The organism is Rhodococcus sp. 1R11, assembly GCF_004563845.1.
In the GTDB taxonomy this organism is placed as follows: Bacteria; Actinomycetota; Actinomycetes; order Mycobacteriales; family Mycobacteriaceae; genus Rhodococcoides.
In genome coordinates, this window is sequence record NZ_SPNG01000001.1 from 290,342 (window position 1) to 306,962 (window position 16,621).

Annotated in this window: 22 protein-coding genes; 1 reads left to right on the forward strand and 21 read right to left on the reverse strand. The window is 65.9% G+C overall.

Translation table 11 applies throughout. The annotated features are described in order from the left end of the window. Window positions 1-4 precede the first annotated feature (4 nt). The 15 genes from E4P29_RS01435 to E4P29_RS01500 all read right to left on the reverse strand — a co-directional run bounded on the left by E4P29_RS01435 (window position 5) and on the right by E4P29_RS01500 (window position 11,068). Window positions 5-802, reverse strand: coding sequence for a cyclase family protein (locus tag E4P29_RS01435; RefSeq protein WP_135041295.1), 798 nt, complete (start codon window positions 800-802; stop codon window positions 5-7). Then, complete coding sequence (locus tag E4P29_RS01440) at window positions 802-1,977, reverse strand: PQQ-dependent sugar dehydrogenase (RefSeq protein ID WP_135041297.1); 1,176 nt, start codon at window positions 1,975-1,977, stop codon at window positions 802-804. The genes E4P29_RS01435 and E4P29_RS01440 overlap by 1 nt, the downstream gene beginning before the upstream one ends. An 85-nt stretch (window positions 1,978-2,062) precedes the next feature. Then, a complete protein-coding gene (locus E4P29_RS01445; RefSeq protein WP_135041299.1) occupies window positions 2,063-2,266 on the reverse strand; it encodes a heavy-metal-associated domain-containing protein in 204 nt (67 codons plus the stop codon). A gap of 21 nt (window positions 2,267-2,287) precedes the next feature. Further along, complete coding sequence (locus E4P29_RS01450; RefSeq protein ID WP_027498342.1) at window positions 2,288-2,569, reverse strand: metal-sensitive transcriptional regulator; 282 nt, start codon at window positions 2,567-2,569, stop codon at window positions 2,288-2,290. A 16-nt stretch (window positions 2,570-2,585) separates the two neighbouring features. Next, window positions 2,586-2,837, reverse strand: a complete 252-nt coding sequence (locus tag E4P29_RS01455; RefSeq protein WP_135041301.1) for a hypothetical protein — start codon at window positions 2,835-2,837, stop codon at window positions 2,586-2,588. Beyond that, window positions 2,834-3,322 carry a hypothetical protein gene (locus tag E4P29_RS01460; RefSeq protein ID WP_135041303.1) on the reverse strand — a complete coding sequence of 163 codons (489 nt, stop codon included), beginning with the start codon at window positions 3,320-3,322 and terminating at the stop codon, window positions 2,834-2,836. Before E4P29_RS01460 ends, E4P29_RS01455 begins: the two co-directional genes overlap by 4 nt. Then, window positions 3,312-3,752 carry a hypothetical protein gene (locus E4P29_RS01465; protein ID WP_135041305.1) on the reverse strand — a complete coding sequence of 147 codons (441 nt, stop codon included), beginning with the start codon at window positions 3,750-3,752 and terminating at the stop codon, window positions 3,312-3,314. The genes E4P29_RS01460 and E4P29_RS01465 overlap by 11 nt, the downstream gene beginning before the upstream one ends. A 35-nt stretch (window positions 3,753-3,787) precedes the next feature. Then, window positions 3,788-3,961, reverse strand: a complete 174-nt coding sequence (locus E4P29_RS25815) for a hypothetical protein (protein WP_155288423.1) — start codon at window positions 3,959-3,961, stop codon at window positions 3,788-3,790. 81 nt (window positions 3,962-4,042) lie between these two features. Then, window positions 4,043-4,681: a hypothetical protein gene (locus tag E4P29_RS01470; RefSeq protein ID WP_245154102.1), complete on the reverse strand. Its 639-nt coding sequence runs from the start codon at window positions 4,679-4,681 to the stop codon at window positions 4,043-4,045. Beyond that, on the reverse strand, window positions 4,678-5,652 hold the full coding sequence (gene hemB, locus E4P29_RS01475) for a porphobilinogen synthase (protein WP_135041307.1): 975 nt from the start codon (window positions 5,650-5,652) through the stop codon (window positions 4,678-4,680). Before hemB ends, E4P29_RS01470 begins: the two co-directional genes overlap by 4 nt. 94 nt (window positions 5,653-5,746) lie before the next feature. Then, on the reverse strand, window positions 5,747-7,309 hold the full coding sequence (locus tag E4P29_RS01480) for a bifunctional uroporphyrinogen-III C-methyltransferase/uroporphyrinogen-III synthase (protein ID WP_094715079.1): 1,563 nt from the start codon (window positions 7,307-7,309) through the stop codon (window positions 5,747-5,749). A 159-nt stretch (window positions 7,310-7,468) separates the two neighbouring features. After that, a complete protein-coding gene (hemC, locus tag E4P29_RS01485) occupies window positions 7,469-8,428 on the reverse strand; it encodes a hydroxymethylbilane synthase (RefSeq protein WP_027498348.1) in 960 nt (319 codons plus the stop codon). Next, window positions 8,425-9,822, reverse strand: coding sequence for a glutamyl-tRNA reductase (locus tag E4P29_RS01490; protein WP_135041309.1), 1,398 nt, complete (start codon window positions 9,820-9,822; stop codon window positions 8,425-8,427). Before E4P29_RS01490 ends, hemC begins: the two co-directional genes overlap by 4 nt. After that, window positions 9,819-10,631, reverse strand: coding sequence for a redox-sensing transcriptional repressor Rex (locus tag E4P29_RS01495; RefSeq protein ID WP_135041311.1), 813 nt, complete (start codon window positions 10,629-10,631; stop codon window positions 9,819-9,821). Before E4P29_RS01495 ends, E4P29_RS01490 begins: the two co-directional genes overlap by 4 nt. A gap of 155 nt (window positions 10,632-10,786) precedes the next feature. Next, a complete protein-coding gene (locus E4P29_RS01500) occupies window positions 10,787-11,068 on the reverse strand; it encodes a glutaredoxin family protein (RefSeq protein WP_135041313.1) in 282 nt (93 codons plus the stop codon). 204 nt (window positions 11,069-11,272) lie between these two features. Here E4P29_RS01500 and E4P29_RS01505 point away from each other — a divergent pair, with 204 nt between their 5' ends. Beyond that, window positions 11,273-12,208, forward strand: a complete 936-nt coding sequence (locus E4P29_RS01505) for an HAD-IB family hydrolase (RefSeq protein WP_245154129.1) — start codon at window positions 11,273-11,275, stop codon at window positions 12,206-12,208. 18 nt (window positions 12,209-12,226) lie between these two features. On the opposite strand, the gene E4P29_RS01510 is transcribed toward E4P29_RS01505, so the two are convergent. The 6 genes from E4P29_RS01510 to proC all read right to left on the reverse strand — a co-directional run bounded on the left by E4P29_RS01510 (window position 12,227) and on the right by proC (window position 16,604). Then, complete coding sequence (locus E4P29_RS01510) at window positions 12,227-12,715, reverse strand: GNAT family N-acetyltransferase (RefSeq protein WP_167735351.1); 489 nt, start codon at window positions 12,713-12,715, stop codon at window positions 12,227-12,229. Between the two features lie 19 nt (window positions 12,716-12,734). Further along, window positions 12,735-13,784: a lysophospholipid acyltransferase family protein gene (locus tag E4P29_RS01515; protein ID WP_135041315.1), complete on the reverse strand. Its 1,050-nt coding sequence runs from the start codon at window positions 13,782-13,784 to the stop codon at window positions 12,735-12,737. Beyond that, entirely contained in the window at window positions 13,781-14,908 is a 1,128-nt protein-coding gene (locus tag E4P29_RS01520; protein WP_228139283.1) for an NAD-dependent epimerase/dehydratase family protein, read from the reverse strand. The genes E4P29_RS01515 and E4P29_RS01520 overlap by 4 nt, the downstream gene beginning before the upstream one ends. Before the next feature lie 183 nt (window positions 14,909-15,091). Further along, entirely contained in the window at window positions 15,092-15,193 is a 102-nt protein-coding gene (locus tag E4P29_RS01525) for an AURKAIP1/COX24 domain-containing protein (RefSeq protein WP_003402602.1), read from the reverse strand. Window positions 15,194-15,424: 231 nt separating this feature from the next. Further along, on the reverse strand, window positions 15,425-15,661 hold the full coding sequence (locus tag E4P29_RS01530) for a helix-turn-helix domain-containing protein (RefSeq protein ID WP_008713658.1): 237 nt from the start codon (window positions 15,659-15,661) through the stop codon (window positions 15,425-15,427). 127 nt (window positions 15,662-15,788) lie between these two features. Further along, the gene (gene proC, locus E4P29_RS01535; RefSeq protein WP_135041317.1) at window positions 15,789-16,604 is read right to left on the reverse strand and encodes a pyrroline-5-carboxylate reductase; all 816 of its coding nucleotides are present in this window, start codon (window positions 16,602-16,604) and stop codon (window positions 15,789-15,791) included. Window positions 16,605-16,621: the final 17 nt, after the last annotated feature.

The following is a 16,621-nucleotide window of genomic DNA, read 5'->3' on the forward strand; positions in this document are numbered from 1 at the left end:
GGGTTCAGCCGGGGGAGATCGCGAAAACCCGGCAGGGACCACCGGTCGCGCCCGCGTGCTTCGGTGCGCCGACGACGACCGTGGCCCCTGCCGGGGGCACGGCATCCAGATTCGCCAGTGCCTCCACTCCGTATCGGCCCGCTCCCAGTACCGCTGTGTGCGCTGGATAGTCGCGGTCGCTCATCCGATCGAGACTGAGCGTGTCGACCCCGATTCCGACGACGTTGCGCTCGTGCACCAGCATCCGTGCCGCGTCACCGCCGAATCCGGGTGCGGCACGTTCGGCGAGCCGGTCCTGCCATCGACTGTGCATGACCACCAGTGCGCGATCAGGTATCCGTCCGTGCTCGAGCTCCCACCGGGCGATGTCCTCGGTCGTCACGACCGATTCCGGATCCGACGCGGCCCGACTGGAGATGTCCAGCACGACCAGCGGGGCGACCAGGTCTTCCAGCGGCAGGATGTCGGCCGTCGCGCCGCCGCGCACTCGGTGGGCGGGGGCATCGATGTGCGTGCCCGTGTGCTCGAAGTACGAGAGCTTGTTGACGAGGAAGCCGCCCAACTCGTAGGCGGCGACCGGGTGCATCGAGAACGGTTCGTTACCCGGCCACATCGGAAACGTCGGACTCAACGTGTGCGTCAGATCGATCAGTCGACCCGCGGGGATCGCCGCTACGACCGCCGGTGCGGCGCGTGCAGCACCGCCGGCCGCAACCGTCAGAGCAGCTGCCCCCAACGACCCGAACAGCGCCCTACGTCCGATCCTGCGGTGTACAGTCTCGACGACCTCGGGGCCGCACATCAGTCGGCAGCAGGGGTGACGAGCAGAACCTTGTCGTCGGATCCGTTGTCGGTGGTCAGCAGAAAGGCTCCGTCGCTTCCGAAGCTGGTGAGCGAGCGCAGCCGCCCGTAGGTACCCACCAGGGCGTCGGCTTCGTCGACGTAGTCCGTGCCGTCCTCGGACAGCTTCAGGAACACGAGCTTCTCACCCTGCTGACTCGACACCACCGCGGCCCCGTTCCAGGAACCCCACCCCGCGCCGTTGGCGAAGGTCAGGCCGGGAGTCGCGATCGTGGGACTACCCGAACTCCACACCGCCTCGCGGGCCCCGGGCACCCGGGTGGGATCGGTCATCGGCACCGACTCGTCGTAGACGAAGGGCAGCCGATCCGGCCGGTAGCCGTAGTTGCCGCCGGGGACCAGCAGGTTGAGTTCGTCGTCCCTGGTGGTGCCCTGCTCCACCTCGTAGATGTCCTGAGTGCCGGGTCGTATTGCGAGCCCCTGCACATTGCGATGACCGAGCGTGAAGACGCGGCCGGGTGCATCGGCCGCCGCGGAGCCATCTGCGTTGATGTGTAAAACTTTGCCGCCCAACGAGTTTCGATCCTGCGGCACCGACGGCGACGCGGTGTCTCCGGTTCCGATGTACAGGGTGCCGTCGGGGTGGGCCAAGATGCGGCAGCCACCGTGGCGACCGCCGTCGGCGACGGGGATGTCGTCGACGAGAGTGCCGGTGCGCGTCAACTCGGTCCATGCGGAGTCGACGGTCCACGACACCACGGCGATGTGGTTGTCGGTGCCCCCGCCCGCACTACCGGTGCCCGCACTGCCGGCACCTGCTCCCTGACCCCGCACGCCCTGGCAGGTGTAGACGGTTCTGGATGTCGCGAAGTCCGTGGCCAGTGCGATGCCCATCAGGCCCGTCTCGCCCGACGCGTAGAGATCGCCGAGATCCGCTTGGAGATCGCGGGTGGCACCGCCGACGTCGCGAATGACGAATCGCCCCGCTCGCTCGCCGGTCAGCACCGTCCCGTCGGGGGCAACCACGGCATCCCACGGTTTCGCGAGCCCGTCGAGCACGGTGGTGACCGTCAGGTCGGGCAGTGGATCGGCCTGTGCCGTCGCGCCCGTCGAGCATGCCAACGTCAGGAAGACGCTGGCGGCGAGTACTCCGGAACTGGACACCAGCTTGTTCATCCACACTCCTGACGACGATCGGCCACCAGCCCGATATGACCGGTATCACACGATCATAAACACACCACGGGGATGAACAGTGCTGTCAGGACGCGATTCGGTAGCCGGCTTCTTCGATCGCGGCGTCGATGGCTGCAGCGTCGAGTTCCGTCTCGCTGCTGATCACGACGGCACCGGTGTCGACGTCCACATCGACGCCCGTGACGCCCGGAACCTCGGATACTTCTTCCTTCACCGACGCTGCGCAGTGCGCGCACGTCATGCCCTCGACGGAGTAGGTCGTCTGCATTTTGTTGCCTCCTGTGCCTGATCAGGAACGTACGAGACGCGCAATGGCCTCGGACGCCTCTTTGACTTTCGCGTCTGCTTCGGGTCCGCCCTGCCGCGCGGCGTCGACGACGCACCCGGCGAGGTGGGCGTCGAGCAGCTTCAGCGAGACGGACTGCAACGCCTTCGTCACCGCGGACACCTGGGTGAGAACGTCGATGCAGTACCGGTCGTCGGCGACCATGCGCGAGATGCCGGCCACCTGCCCCTCGATGCGACGCAGTCTTTTCAGCAGGTCGTCCTGTTCGGCGCTGTAGCTGCTCATGCCGTCGATCATACCCCTACCCGGTATGGGGAGGTGCGACCGTCAGCAGTCGACGGACGCCATCGATGGCAACCAGTCCCCCGACGATCACCGCCAGGGCGGCGACCGCAATCCACGACCCCGAGTAGTACGTGCCCGTATACGCCGGAGACACGTCGGGGACGGCGGCGAACTCGGTGGTGCGTACGCCCGCCTTCCAGCACACCACCGCGCAGATCACTGCGACCACTGCGAGGACCAGTTCGACCCAGCCGACGGACTTCCTCACACGTACTCCTGCTTCGCCGTCTCGAGTGCGGCGCGTAGACCGTCGTCATCCTTCGCCCACGCTTGCACCAGACCGCCGCCGACCAGTCGCAGCCCGATGCCGTGCCGTTTGCGCGGCACCCCCGAGAGCTCACCGAGAACGCGTGCGGTTTCCCACTTCTTCGGCTCGTATTCGCCGTCCTCGTACTCGGCGGGCGGGAAGATTTCCGTGATCTCGGCGACGTCGACGGTTTCGGTCCCCTGGCGCAGCTGCCGCGTGGTCAGCTCGACGCTGACATGCATGCGGGCCGCGCGGAGCTGTACGTAGGTCAGTCCGACGAGAATCAGCGAGAACAGCGCCAGGGCGAACCAATGGATCACCGGCCCCGACGCCAGCTCGACCGCGAGCACCACCAGACAGAACGCGGGGCCCCACAACAGGGCGCGCCAACGACCACCGGGCTCGTGGAACAGAACGGGGTCGGCACCGCCGAGATCATTGCTCACGGACGAACCACTCTCGCGCCGACGGGCGATACACCAACACCGATGCGACGACCAGTGCAACCGTGATGATCAACAACACGAACGGAAAGACCAGCGCGGCGAAGGTCGACAGCAGCGCAGTGGCCCCGGACAGTGCCACCAACGCCCGCCGGAATCGTCGGTCGCCACCTCGGACAGGGCCCGACATCAACCCCACTGCCAGGCCGACCACGCCGAAGATGACACCGAGACCTCGGAACACGGTCAGAAACGAGTCGATCTGTTCGTCGCTCGCACCGCCGTCCGTGAACGACGCGCGGATCTGATCGACGGGCAACGTGAGCGCGATCATGCAGACGACGATCAGCATCACTGCCGACGCCAACCACAACCAGTACGCGGTGGAGACCACCCGGGGACGAACCATCGATTCGTCAATGTCAGCACTCACGCTCGACATACTGCCACCGCGCGGTGGCGCGGAGTTCAGCCGGCAGAGATTCCCAGCGCCATGATGGCGATGGCCGCTGACACGGCGAGCAGCAGACCCAGCAATGCCCACCCGGGCCTGCCGTTCTCGGCGGGACACGCGTTGCTCTCGGCCGCCGCGATCGACTCCGGGAGGGCACGACTGGGCGGCACCGGAATGTTCTCTGCCATATTCGATCCGATCACTCGATACGTTTATCGAAAGTGATGGTAGTCACACCGGCGGGCTGGGCGCGCGGAACACGCTCGAAATCAGCGCTTACGCGAGGAGAGGAAGTACTCGTTGGATTCCTTGCGGTGCATCAGGTAGATCGCACCCGCAGCAAGCACACCTTGGCCGATGCTCAGCACGCTCATGACGATGTTCATCGCACCGGTACTCGATGCGATCGCGAACAGGTCGAGAATCGTGGTGAACACGGTGATCGAGCCGATGATGGTCAGCAGCATGCGCGCCCACATCTTGCCGGCCCGCATCCGCTTCACCCAGAACAGGAACAAGGCACCGAATCCCACGACGACGAACAGCGTCACGACGAGCATCACCGTCACCATCGACTGCGTGGATTCGACGGTCATGTCCGCCGCCGCACCCTGTGCTGCGAGGTCGTCGAGCAGAGACTGCGCGAATTCCGCGCGTGCGCCGAACAGCGTCCACACCGAGTACAGCGCCGAGATCGCACCGATCAGTGCAACTCCCCACCACAGGTGCCGGGCAGTCTCCACATCCACCGGTGCCGGGCGAGCGGACGGCTCGAGCTCGGGACCGGACTGAGGGAAGCCGTGTTCGAGCTCCCAGCGCTGCCAGTCCGGTTGCAACGGAGGATTGTTCGGCACGTTGCTGTCAGGATTGCTACCGTCCGCGTTGTTGCTCGGAGGAAAATCGTTCACAGCCAGCCCGCCACTTCGGTTGCCCAGTAGGTCAGTACGACATCTGCACCGGCGCGCCTGATGCCGACGAGCGATTCGAGGACGGCGGCATCCCGGTCGATCCACCCGTTCTGGGCAGCGGCGGTGATCATGGCATACTCCCCCGAAATCTGGTACGCCGCAACCGGAACCGGTGACATCTCGGCCACGTCGCGGAGAATGTCCAGATACGACATCGCCGGCTTGACCATCACCATGTCGGCACCTTCGGCAAGATCGAGCTCGACCTCGTGGGTCGCCTCACGGCGGTTGGCCGCGTCCTGCTGATACGTCCGACGGTCACCCTGCAGCGACGAGCCGACCGCTTCACGAAACGGTCCGTAGAACGCCGAGGCGTACTTCGCGGAATATGCCAGCTGCCCCACCTCGACGTGGCCGGCCGCATCGAGTCCAGCACGAATGGCACCGACCTGGCCGTCCATCATGCCGCTCGGCCCGAGCAGGTGCGCTCCGGATTCCGCCTGCGCGACGGCCATGTCGACGTACCGCAGCAACGTCGCGTCGTTGTCGATCGAGCCGTTCTCGCCCAGCACACCGCAGTGGCCGTGCGAAGTGAACTCGTCGAGGCAAGTGTCGGCCATGATGACCGTCGAGTCACCGAGATCGGCTTTCAGACGAGCCAGGCCCCGGTTGAGGATTCCGTCCGGATCCGTTGCCCCCGAACCGTTCTCGTCCTTGTCCTCTACCTTCGGCACACCGAACAACATGACGCCGCCGACACCGGCTGCGACTGCTTCCTCGGCGGCCCTGCTCAGCGAGTCCAGCGTGTGCTGGAACACCCCGGGCATCGAGCTGATCTCCCGCGGCTCGGAGATGCCGTCGGCCACGAACATCGGCAGTACCAGATGCCGTGGCTGCAGCGACGTTTCGGCCACGAGGCGGCGCAGTGCCGGGGTGCGGCGCAGGCGTCGAGGGCGGTCGGTGGGGAACACAGCGGAACCTGCCTCACTTATTTTGTCGTGCGCGTTGTGTGTAGCCAGAGCTACGCACAACGCGCACGAGGCGAATCAGCGCCTGCGTGACTTCTTACCGCCTGCGTGACTTCTTGCGCGGTGGCGGCAGTGCACCCTCGGCGCGCAGTCGAGCTGCGTGCTCCGCGAGCGCCTCGACCAGCGGTCCGACCTGAGCCGACTCGGGCTGCACATCGACGCGCAGACCGAATTCGACGGCCGTCTCGGCAGTCTTGGGGCCGATGCACGCGACGAGCGTGCGAGCATGCGGCTTACCTGCGATGCCGACCAGGTTCCGCACGGTGGAGCTCGAGGTGAAGCACACCGCGTCGAATCCACCGGTCTTGATCATCTCGCGGGTCTCGGCGGGGGGCGGCGCTGCCCGGACGGTGCGGTAGGCCGTGACGTCGTCGATCTCCCAGCCGCGTTCGCGCAGCCCTTCGGCGAGCGTCTCGGTAGCAATGTCGGCACGCGGCAACAGAACTCGATTGACCGGGTCGAAGACCTCGTCGTACGGCGGGAAGTCCTCGAGCAGTCCGAGCGAGCTCTGCTCCCCCGACGGCACGAGCTCGGGATTGATGCCGAACGAGCGCACCTTGGCCGCGGTTGCCTCACCGACACAGGCGATCTTGACGCCGGAGAACGCACGTGCGTCCAGGCCGAATTCCTCGAACTTCTCCCACACCGCGCGAACGGCGTTGGTCGAGGTGAACACGACCCACTGGTAGCGGCCGTCGACCAGGCCCTTGACCGACCGTTCCATCTGAGCCGGGCTGCGCGGGGGCTCGACGGCGATGGTCGGCACTTCGATGGGGATGGCCCCGTGGGTGACGAGGCGTTCGCTCATCTCGCCGGCCTGATCCTTGGTGCGCGGCACCAGCACGGTCCAGCCGTACAGTGCGCGAGACTCCCACCAGGACATCTTGTTTCGTCCGGAGACGACCTTGCCGACGGTGACCACCAGAGATCCGACGAGCTCGGATCCCGCGTCGTTGAGGGTGGCCAGTGTTGCCTCGACGGTGCGCTGCTGACGGGTGGTGCCGCGCACGGTGATGGCTGCAGGTGTCTGCGGTGCCAGGCCGTGTTCGACGAGGGCACTGGCGGTTTCGGCCAGGTGCCCCGCCGTGGCGTGCAACACCAGCGGGCCGGGAGCAGCCGCGAGTGCAGCCCAGTCGACCTCGCCGCGAACGTCCGCTTCGGTGTGGCCGGAGCCGAGTGCCATGCCTGCGTAACTGGGTACCGCGGAGCCCGAAGGCAGACCGGGCAGCACCTCGAACGGCACGTGAGTGCGGGCCACGGCACTGACCTCGGCGATCACCGAGTCGGTGGTCAGCGGATCTCCCGAGACCAGACGCACCACATCGTGGCCGTTCTTGGCTTCGGCGAGAAGGGTTTTGGCGACCTCGGCGGGCTCGCCCAGTGCCGGGCGCACCTCGACCCCGTTCTCACCCGTCTCGGCATCGCGAGGGACGTCGGCACCGACGAGAGCGGTGACACCCTTGTCGACGTCGGGATCGGTGAAAGCGAGCTCGGCCGCTCCGAGCACTTCCCGTGCCCGGACCGTGAGCAGAGCCGGGTCACCGGGCCCGGATCCCACGAACAGGATCCGTCCGTTGGTGTTCTTGCGGACTGGGCTCATCGGTTGTTCTCCAGTGCTGTCTTGTATGGGTACTGCAGTTCTATCGGGGTTGCGGTGCCCCGTTTGGGAATCAGCCGGGCAGTGGCGATCGACTCTCTTCGCACTACGGGACGGGTCGCCGCGCGTTTGGCGCGTCCGCGAACGGGTGCCGTTATTGCCCTAGACATGAGATCCGCCCTGTGCTGGTTCGGTGACCGAAACGAGTTCGCGTGCACCGAGATCGAGTAGTTCGCGGGCCAATTCGCGGCCCAGTTCCTCGGCCCGGTCGGGTGACCCGACGATCGACGCGCGAATGGTGTCGCTGCCGTCGATGGCCGCGACGCAGCCGCGCAGCGACAACTCGTCGAAGATGCGGCCGTCCTCGTCGATGGACTCGACGACCTCGGCGATCGCACCCACCGGCGCGGTGCAGCCGGCTTCGAGTTCGGCAAGCAGTCCACGTTCGGCGGCCACTGCGGCCCGCGAATGTGCATCGTCCAGTGTGGCGATGGAGGCGGCGAGATCGGTGTCGCCACTGCGGCATTCGACGGCCAGTGCACCCTGTGCGGGAGCCGGCAGCAACTGCACCGGATCCAGCGCTTCGGTGACGACGTCCAACCTGCCGATACGGGCCAGTCCCGCCCGCGCGACGATGACGGCGTCGAGCTCACCCGAGGCCACCTTGCCGATGCGGGTGTCGAGGTTGCCGCGCAGGGGTCGAACGTCCAATCCCTGTCCGAGAGCACGCAATTGAGCAATTCGGCGAGGCGCGGAAGTACCCACCTTCGCGTCGGCCGGCAGCTCACCGAGCACGAGCCCGTCGCGGGCCACCAGTGCATCGCGGGGATCTTCACGCGCCGGAATGGCAGCGATGGTGAAGCGCTCGTCGGCGGCGGTCGGCAGATCCTTGTACGAGTGCACGGCGATGTCGACGGTGCCGTCGGCCAGGGCCTCACGCAACGCCGCGGTGAACACCCCGACGCCGATGGTCTGCACCGGTGCAGCCGACAGGTCGCCTGCGGTCTTCACGATCACCAGTTCGGCTTCGACTCCCGCCGCGGCGAGAGCCACCCGAACCGTATCGGCCTGAGTGGTCGCGAGAAGGCTTCCGCGAGTACCGATCTTGACGACGCCGGTCATTCCTGATCCCCCTCGGCGGTAGTTCCGGGGCGAAGATCGGTACGGCTTGCCGTGAAGTCGTCGACCAACTCCAGGGAACCGATTTCCATGGGAGTCGCCACGGCCTCGACCGAACCGGGGCTGAGCTCGAACAATTCGCGCAGCGCCGCAGCATAGGAATCTCCGCCGGGAGTGCTGGCGAGCTGCTTGACGCGCACCGTCGGTGAATGCAGCAACTTGTCGACGACGCGGCGCACGGTGCGGGCCACTTCGTCACGCTGCGGGGAGTCGAGCCCGGGCAGCCGCGACTCGAGCCGCAGCAGTTCCCCCTCGACCACCTCGGCGGCGCGCTGGCGCAGCGCCGTGACGGTGGGGGTGACCTCCGCAAGTCGTTGTCCCGCAAGATAACCCGAGAGTTCGCTGGAGACGATCTCGCGTGCGGCCGACGCGTCGTTCGCGGCAGCTCCGGCAGCGGGGTCGCGCTGCAGGGATTCCATGTCGAAGACGGTGATGCCCGGCAGACCGGAGACGGCCGGGTCGACGTCGCGCGGCAGTCCCAGGTCGCAGATCACGAGCGGCCGGTCTGCGTCGCGGCGGGCGAGTGCGAGGTGGGCGTCGGCGATGGAGACGACGGCCCCCACCGCACCGGTACAGGTGACGAGGATGTCAGCGGCGGCCACTGCGTCGGCCAGGTTCTCGAGCGCAACCGAGGAGGCGGTGATTCCGTTCGAGACGGCATTCTCGGCCAGGTGGTCGGCTCGTTCGCGGGTGCGGTTGACGACGGTCAGCGCGTCGATTCCGGCGCGGCCCAGGTGCGCGACGGCGAGTCCGCCCATCGCTCCTGCGCCGAGGACCACCGCGGTGCGGCCGCGGAGCGAGCCGCCGAACACGTCTGCGGCGCGGTCGAGAGCGACGGACACCACCGAGGCTCCGGCGGCGTCGATGCCGGTTTCGCTGTGCACGCGCTTGCCGACTCGCAGAGCCTGCTGCGCGAGTTCGTGCATGACGCGGCCCGATGCCTGCTGACCGTCGGAGGCGGCGTACGCCGATCGAATCTGGCCGAGGATCTGCTGCTCTCCGATGACCATCGAGTCCAGGCCACTGGCCACGGCGAACAGGTGCTCGACGGCTGCCTCGCTGTACCGAACGTAGGCGTGCTTGGTCAGGTCGGCGATTTCGAGGCCGGAGTGCTCACCGAGAACTTCGCCGACGGCGGTCAGTGCGCCGTGGAACGCATCGACGACCGCGTAGATCTCGACCCGGTTGCACGTGGAGACCACCATGACCTCGGAGATGTTTCCGCTGGCCATCAGTTTGTCGGTCAGTTTCGGGCGATCGGTGTCCGTCATGGCGACACGCTCGAGAACTGCGACGGGAGCGCTACGGTGCGATATCCCGACGAGAAGGACACTCACGGTGCAATCACCGATCCGTTTCTTGTCGAACTGTTGACTGGGCTTGGATTACCGGCGATGCGCGGGCCGTGACTGCGGCCCAGACGCGAGGTGGAAGGCAGTGGTGACGCCGACACGGGCGTCGGCACCGGGGCCGTGACGATCGTCGGCCCGGACACGTTGCGGGAGCTGTTGAAAGACAGGACCTGCATCTCGACGGCCAGGTCCACTCGGCGTACCTCGACGTGGTCGGGGACGTCGAGCACCATCGGCGAGAAGCTCAGGATGCACTCGACTCCGCCCGAAACGAACCGGCCCGCCACCTGATGGACGGCCTCGTCGGGAGTGGCGATGACACCGATGGTTGCCTCGAGTTCGCGGCAGGCATCTTCGAGCTCGTCGATATGCCGAACGGTGAGTCCCTCGACTTCGGTGCCTACTCGCGCGGGGTCGATGTCGAACAGACCGACCATGGTGAATCCGCGACGTGCGAAGCCGCCGTATCCGGCGAGAGCCTGACCGAGGTTGCCCACACCGGCCAGTACGACACGGTGTCCACGGTCGAGCCCGAGAGCACTGTCGATCTTGGCGCGCAGGCGCGCGACGTCGTAACCGACTCCGCGCACACCGTTGGGTCCGAGGAACGAGAGATCTTTGCGCAATTTCGCCGATCCGACGCCTGCGGCGGTGGCAAGTTCTTCACTCGAGACGATGAGAACGCCTTCGTCTGCAAGGATCGAGAGGACCCGCAGGTATGTCGCCAGACGAGTGACCGTAGCCTGAGGGATGACCCGCTCTACGCCGCTGGGCGACGGGCGCTCTTCGGTCACGTCTGGGGCTCCTCGTCCGAACGGCGTCGATGCCGGTCTTCACGCTGATCCTGCGTTCGTGTCTATTTCACGAATGCTGTTCACACCACGGTAACTGCTTGTGAACGAATGAACAAAGTTGCGCATACCGGCCCTCACCTGCACACGGAGAGCAATCACACGTTCTTAGGGTGCCCTGCCCGGCTCAGATCGGCCCGCAATCGGGGCACGTCGACCTCCCAGTAACTGTGCTCGACACCGTCGAGTAGCACCACGGGCACTCGATCCCCGTACTCCGCGCGCAGGTCAGGCGATTCGGCCGCGGCCTCGTCCACGTCGATGACCGTTACCTCGACGCCGAATTCGGCGCACACCTCGTGGAGCACCGCCGACGCGTGGGTACAGGAATGGCAGCCTGCGCGGGTGAGAAGTGCCACGCCGGACGGAGTCGTTTCCATCCGTCCACTCTGACATGGCATCAACAGAGACGAAGGTCACAGCTGCGCGGTGCGTCGGGAACTGTTCATCGTCGGTAGGTGCAGTCGTGCGACGCTCGTGTCGGACGCACGCATTAGGCTGCGAGTGACGTACTGGCGAGGGAGGTGGACGTGGTGACTGACGGGGGCACAGACCTGCCGATCGAGGACACGCCCGATGTCGACATGGTCGACACGAACGATCCGCACGGGGACAAGCAGCGCAAGCGGCGTATGCGCCGAATTCGCAATCCGTTCGGCCCGTCCGATGCGGAGGTCCGCGCCAACGTCGCGGGCGAAGCGAGCGCCGATGCTGCCCTCGCACTGCAGGTCGAGTCCGAGGGAGCTGTTCCGCGCGATCTGACCGCGGCCGCCTTCTTCGACGTGGACAACACCATGGTCCAAGGCGCGTCGATCATCCACTTCGCGCGCGGGCTCGCCGCCCGCAAATACTTCACCACTGGTGACGTGGCCCAATTCGCTTGGCAGCAAGTCAAATTCAGGGTCAGCGGCAAGGAGAACAGCGAGGACGTGGCCAGTGGCCGCGAGAAGGCACTCTCGTTCATCACCGGTCGTCCCACTGCCGAACTGAGCCGGCTCGGTGAGGAAATCTACGACGAGATGATCGCCGACAAGATCTGGGCGGGCACCCGTGCCCTCGCCCAGATGCACCTCGACGCAGGTCAGCAGGTGTGGCTGGTCACCGCCACACCTCTCGAACTGGCGCAGATCATCGCCAAGCGGCTGGGCCTGACGGGCGCGCTGGGAACTGTCGCGGAGAGTAAGGACGGCGTCTTCACCGGCCGTCTCGTCGGCGACATCCTGCACGGCATCGGCAAAGCTCATGCGGTGCGTTCGTTGGCCGTACGTGAAGGCCTCAACCTCAAGCGGTGCACCGCGTATTCGGACAGTCACAACGACGTGCCGATGCTCTCGCTCGTCGGTACCGCCGTTGCGATCAACCCCGATCCCGACCTGCGGGAGCTGGCGAAGAACCGCGGCTGGGAGATTCGCGACTACCGCACCGGACGCAAGGCCGCCAAGATCGGTGTTCCCACTGCGCTGGCCCTGGGCGCGGTGGGCGGTGGTCTCGCCGCGGTGATCGGTCGCCGCAAGGCCTGACCTCGCCCGTCCGTCGGGTCAGAGCGTCAGTTGCATCAGGGTCAGGTCCAGCCAGCGCCCGAACTTGACCCCCACCTCCGGCATCTGTCCGACGCGAAGGAATCCGAACTTCTCGTGCAGTGCGATGGACGTGGTGTTCTCGGATTCGATGAACCCCACCAACACGTGGATGTCGCCGCCTCGGGCCCGGTCGATCAATTCGCTCAGCAGGGCACTGGCCAGGCCGCGCCGATAGAAGTCGCGATGGATGTACACCGAATGTTCCACCGAGTGCCGGTAGCCGCTCTTGACTCGCCACTGGCCGTACGACGCATAGCCGGCGACCCGGCCGTCGACCTCTGCGGTCAGTACCGGGTACCCGGCCGCGAGCCGTCCCTCGAACCACGCTGTGCGATCGGCGAGGTCCACCTGTTCCTCGTCCCAGATGGCGGTGGTGTTGACGACCGCGTCGTTGTGGATGTCGAGAATGTCGGGGAGGTCTTCTACCGTGGTGTCGCGAATATGCACGGACAGAGAATAACCCGAGCTATCCGAGAAAGACGTTGCGTCTCTTGGCAAGTAGTCGATACAACGTGTGCTGAATGGTTTCGCGCACGTGGTCGGTCAGCTCGAAGAGCACCATCGGATCTTCGAACGCGGTGGAGTCGTAGGAGTCGGTGTGAATGGGCTTGCCGAACTCGATGTACCACTTCGACGGCAGTGGGATCAGGCCCAGCGGCCCAAGGTGCGGGAAGAACGGTGTCACCGGGAAGTAAGGCATCCCCATCAGTCGTGCCAGCGGGGCGATGTCGCCGATCTTCGGGTAGATCTCCTCGGACCCGACGATGGAGCACGGAATGATCGGCGCACCCGTTCGCAGCGCAGCCGAGACGAAGCCGCCGCGACCGAACCGCTGCAACTTGTACCGCTCGCTGAAGGGTTTGCCGATGCCCTTGAAGCCCTCGGGGAACACGGCGGCAACTTCCCCGGTACGCAGCAGCCGCTCCGCGTCGGGATTGCAGGCCAACGTGTGCCCGGCCTTGCGGGCGATCGTACCGACGCCGGGCATCTCGAATGCCATGTCGGCAGCCAACATTCGCAACGGCCGGTGGGCAGGGTGATGATCGCGCACGGCAACCGACGTCATCAGCGCGTCGACCGGTACGACTCCGGCGTGGTTGGCCACGACGAGCGCACCTCCCTCGGAGGGGATGTTCTCGATGCCTTTGACCTCGACGCGGAACCACTTGTCGAACAGCGGACGCAGCAGTGGCAGCCAGACGGCATCGGCGAAGTGAGGGTCGTAACCGAACTCGTCGACGCTGTAATCGCCGGCCAGGCGTCGACGCACGAACTCGGCAACGGAGGAGATCTGGTCGACGATGGCGGTCTTGGTGTCGTCGATCAGCGACAGCACGGGTGCCGCTTCTTCGGCGATGGTGGCCGCACTGGCGGCGGGGGTCGGGTCCACCAGCGGCGTCGGCTCACGTGGGTCGGCGTAGGCCGATGGGTGCCGCTCACGTGAACCCTGCGCTGCGCGGGCGGACCGGGCGGACGCTCCGCCGTGCAAGGGAATGACTTTGGCCACGTCGCTCACCTGTCCGCTCCGGATTCTCGCGCCGTGTCGGCACTGCCGAGCGAGGCCAGTACGCGCGCCGCGGACGCCCCTGTGTCGACGGCCCCGAGCAGCCGGTTCTCGATGGCGTCGACCCATTCGGTTCGGACGACCGGCCGAAGGGCCGCGCCGCGCACGAAGTCGTCGAACGCCTGGACTGTGGTCCACCGAGGCTCGAACCCGAGCACGGACCGCATCCGTGTGGTGTCCAATCCGCAGCCGAAATGGAAGTAATCGAGTTGCTCGGTCGTGAATTCGCGCATCATTCCGCCCATGAGCGCCCGCCCCACGCTCTTGAACAGTGGAAACGGCACCGGAACCTGTACTCGACCGGCACGTCGAATGGCCTGCGAGAGCATGATGGTGCCGTCGGCCCCGATGTTGAAAGTGCCTGCCGGCCCGCCGATGGTCGCGCGTTCGAGGGCCGCAAGGGCGTCCTCCTCGTGCAACAGCTGCATGCGCGCGTCGCGTCCGACGATGCTCGGGATCAGCGGTGACGTCATGTACCGCGAGATGGTGCCGTTGAGCCGCGGGCCGATCAGTGGGGCCATTCGCAGGATCGATACCGCGATATCCGGGCGACGTCGACCGAGTCCGCGAATGTATCCCTCGATGTCGATGGTGTCCTTGGCGTACGCGCCGCTCGGTGGGCGTCGGGCACTCATCTCCTCGGTGAATTTCACCGGATCCTTGGCGCTGCATCCGTACACCGAGGACGACGACCGCAGGACCACCTTCTCCACGGTCGGCGACTTCTGGCACACCGCGAACAGCTGCATGGCTCCGATGACGTTGAGGTCCTTCATCGTCGCGCGGCCGCCGGATTTCGGGGGCTTGGCGACCGTGGCCGCGTGCACGACGGTATCGACGCCTGCGTTACGAATCACTTTGCCGATCAACGGATTTCGAATGTCGGCACGAACGAATTCCGCGCGACCCATACGTCGCAGCAGATCTTTGCTCGGAGATTTCTCGTCGACGGCGATGACACGTTCGATGCGAGGGTTCTGAGCGAGCCGGGTGACGAGGTATCCGCCGAGGAATCGACTGGCACCGGTCACGAGCACCACTCGGGGCGCGGCAACACCACGATCGCTCGGACTCACTGCGCCTCCCCAACTTCGGCTCCCGTGCCGAGCCTACTGGATCGACGCGTTTCCGTGAGGTCTGAAAGGAAAGGAGGCCCGAAAGGAAAGGAGGTCCGAAAGGAAAGGTGCCACTCGTCTTCGAACGAGCAGAGCCCGCCACCGATGGTGACGGGCTCGGCCGTGAAGCAGATGACGGCAGGCTTATTTGCCGAGTTTCCTGCGCTGCACGCGGGTACGACGAAGCAGCTTGCGGTGCTTCTTCTTCGACATGCGCTTGCGACGCTTCTTGATCACTGAACCCATGCGGGTGTCCTCACGTTCTTCTCTAGCGTTTTCGCGCACGCCGTTTGCGTACGCCTACCTGACAACCAAGCCCGAAAGCTTCGAGCCAACAGCCTTGGTCACCGAGCTGGCGCTGGGGCCACGTACTCGCCCACGGCTACACACCGGCTGGCTGGCACGACGAGCGCCAATCCTACCGGTGTGAACCGTGACTTACGAAACCGGCCCGGTCTTACGACCTACCTACGTGCACTAGCCTGCGTCGAAGTACGAGGTCTCGAGATAGTCGTGTACCGCCTTGGCGTGCACACGAAAAGATCGACCCACCCGTACTGCGGGCAGCTCTCCGCCGTGTACCAGTCGGTACACGGTCATTTTCGAAACTCTCATCAGAGTCGCCACCTCGGCGACAGTGAGGAACTGCGTTCCGGCCAGAGCCGGTTGACCGTCCGGGGACGAACCCTTGGACGGCTTGTTTATAGACGCCATCAATCCACTTACCTCCGGCACGTCTCATGCGGCAGGCTTCCCCTCCTGCCGAACAGACACGCACGTGCTGCCCCCGAGCCTATAGGGACAGATGGGGTTACTGCGACGGGTGTGGGGAAAAGATTTTTTATTCTGCTGTGATGCCCATCTCAATCGACCGGGCGTTGGCAGCGCCGAGAGCATCGAAAAACGCAGCTCGGAGGCCGTTTCGCTCCAATTCGCGCACCGCTGCGGCGGTCGTACCGCCCGGGGAGGTCACCGCATACCGAAGCTCGCTCGCGGACTCGTCCGAACGATCCAGCATCGCTCCGGACCCCACCATCGTCTGCGCGACGAGCGCCGACGCGACATCCCGGCTCAATCCCAGGCCCACTCCCGCGTCGATCATGGCCTCGGCGACCAGGAAGAAATAGGCCGGACCGGACCCGGACACGGCCGTCACCGCGTCGAGCTGATGCTCCTTGACGACGACGACCTTGCCGACGGCCGACAGGATGGAGCGCACGAGCTCGAGGTGCTCGGCGCGGGCGTACTTTCCCGGGGCCAGCACACTGACGCCCTCCCCTACCAGCATGGGGGTGTTGGGCATGACCCGTACGACCGGGAATCCGGCGGGGAGCTTGGGCTCGAACTTGGCGGTGGGCACGCCTGCGGCGAGCGAGACGATGAGTTGTTCGCGGTCACCGTCGAGCTCGATCTTGGTGATCTGATTCAGAGCGCCGTCGACGTCGGCCGGCTTGACTGCCAGCACGATGACGTCGGCTCCCTCGGCTGCGTCGGCGACACTGGCCGTCAGCACTCCGAATTCCTTCGCGATCTCTTTGGCGCGCGGCTCGGACTTCTCGGCGACCACGAGGTCGCGCACGGCATGACCGGCCTCGAGGAGTCCCGCAATCAATGCCTCGCCGATCCGTCCGCCACCGATCACTGCAATTCTCGTCATACGGCCAAGCCTGCCAT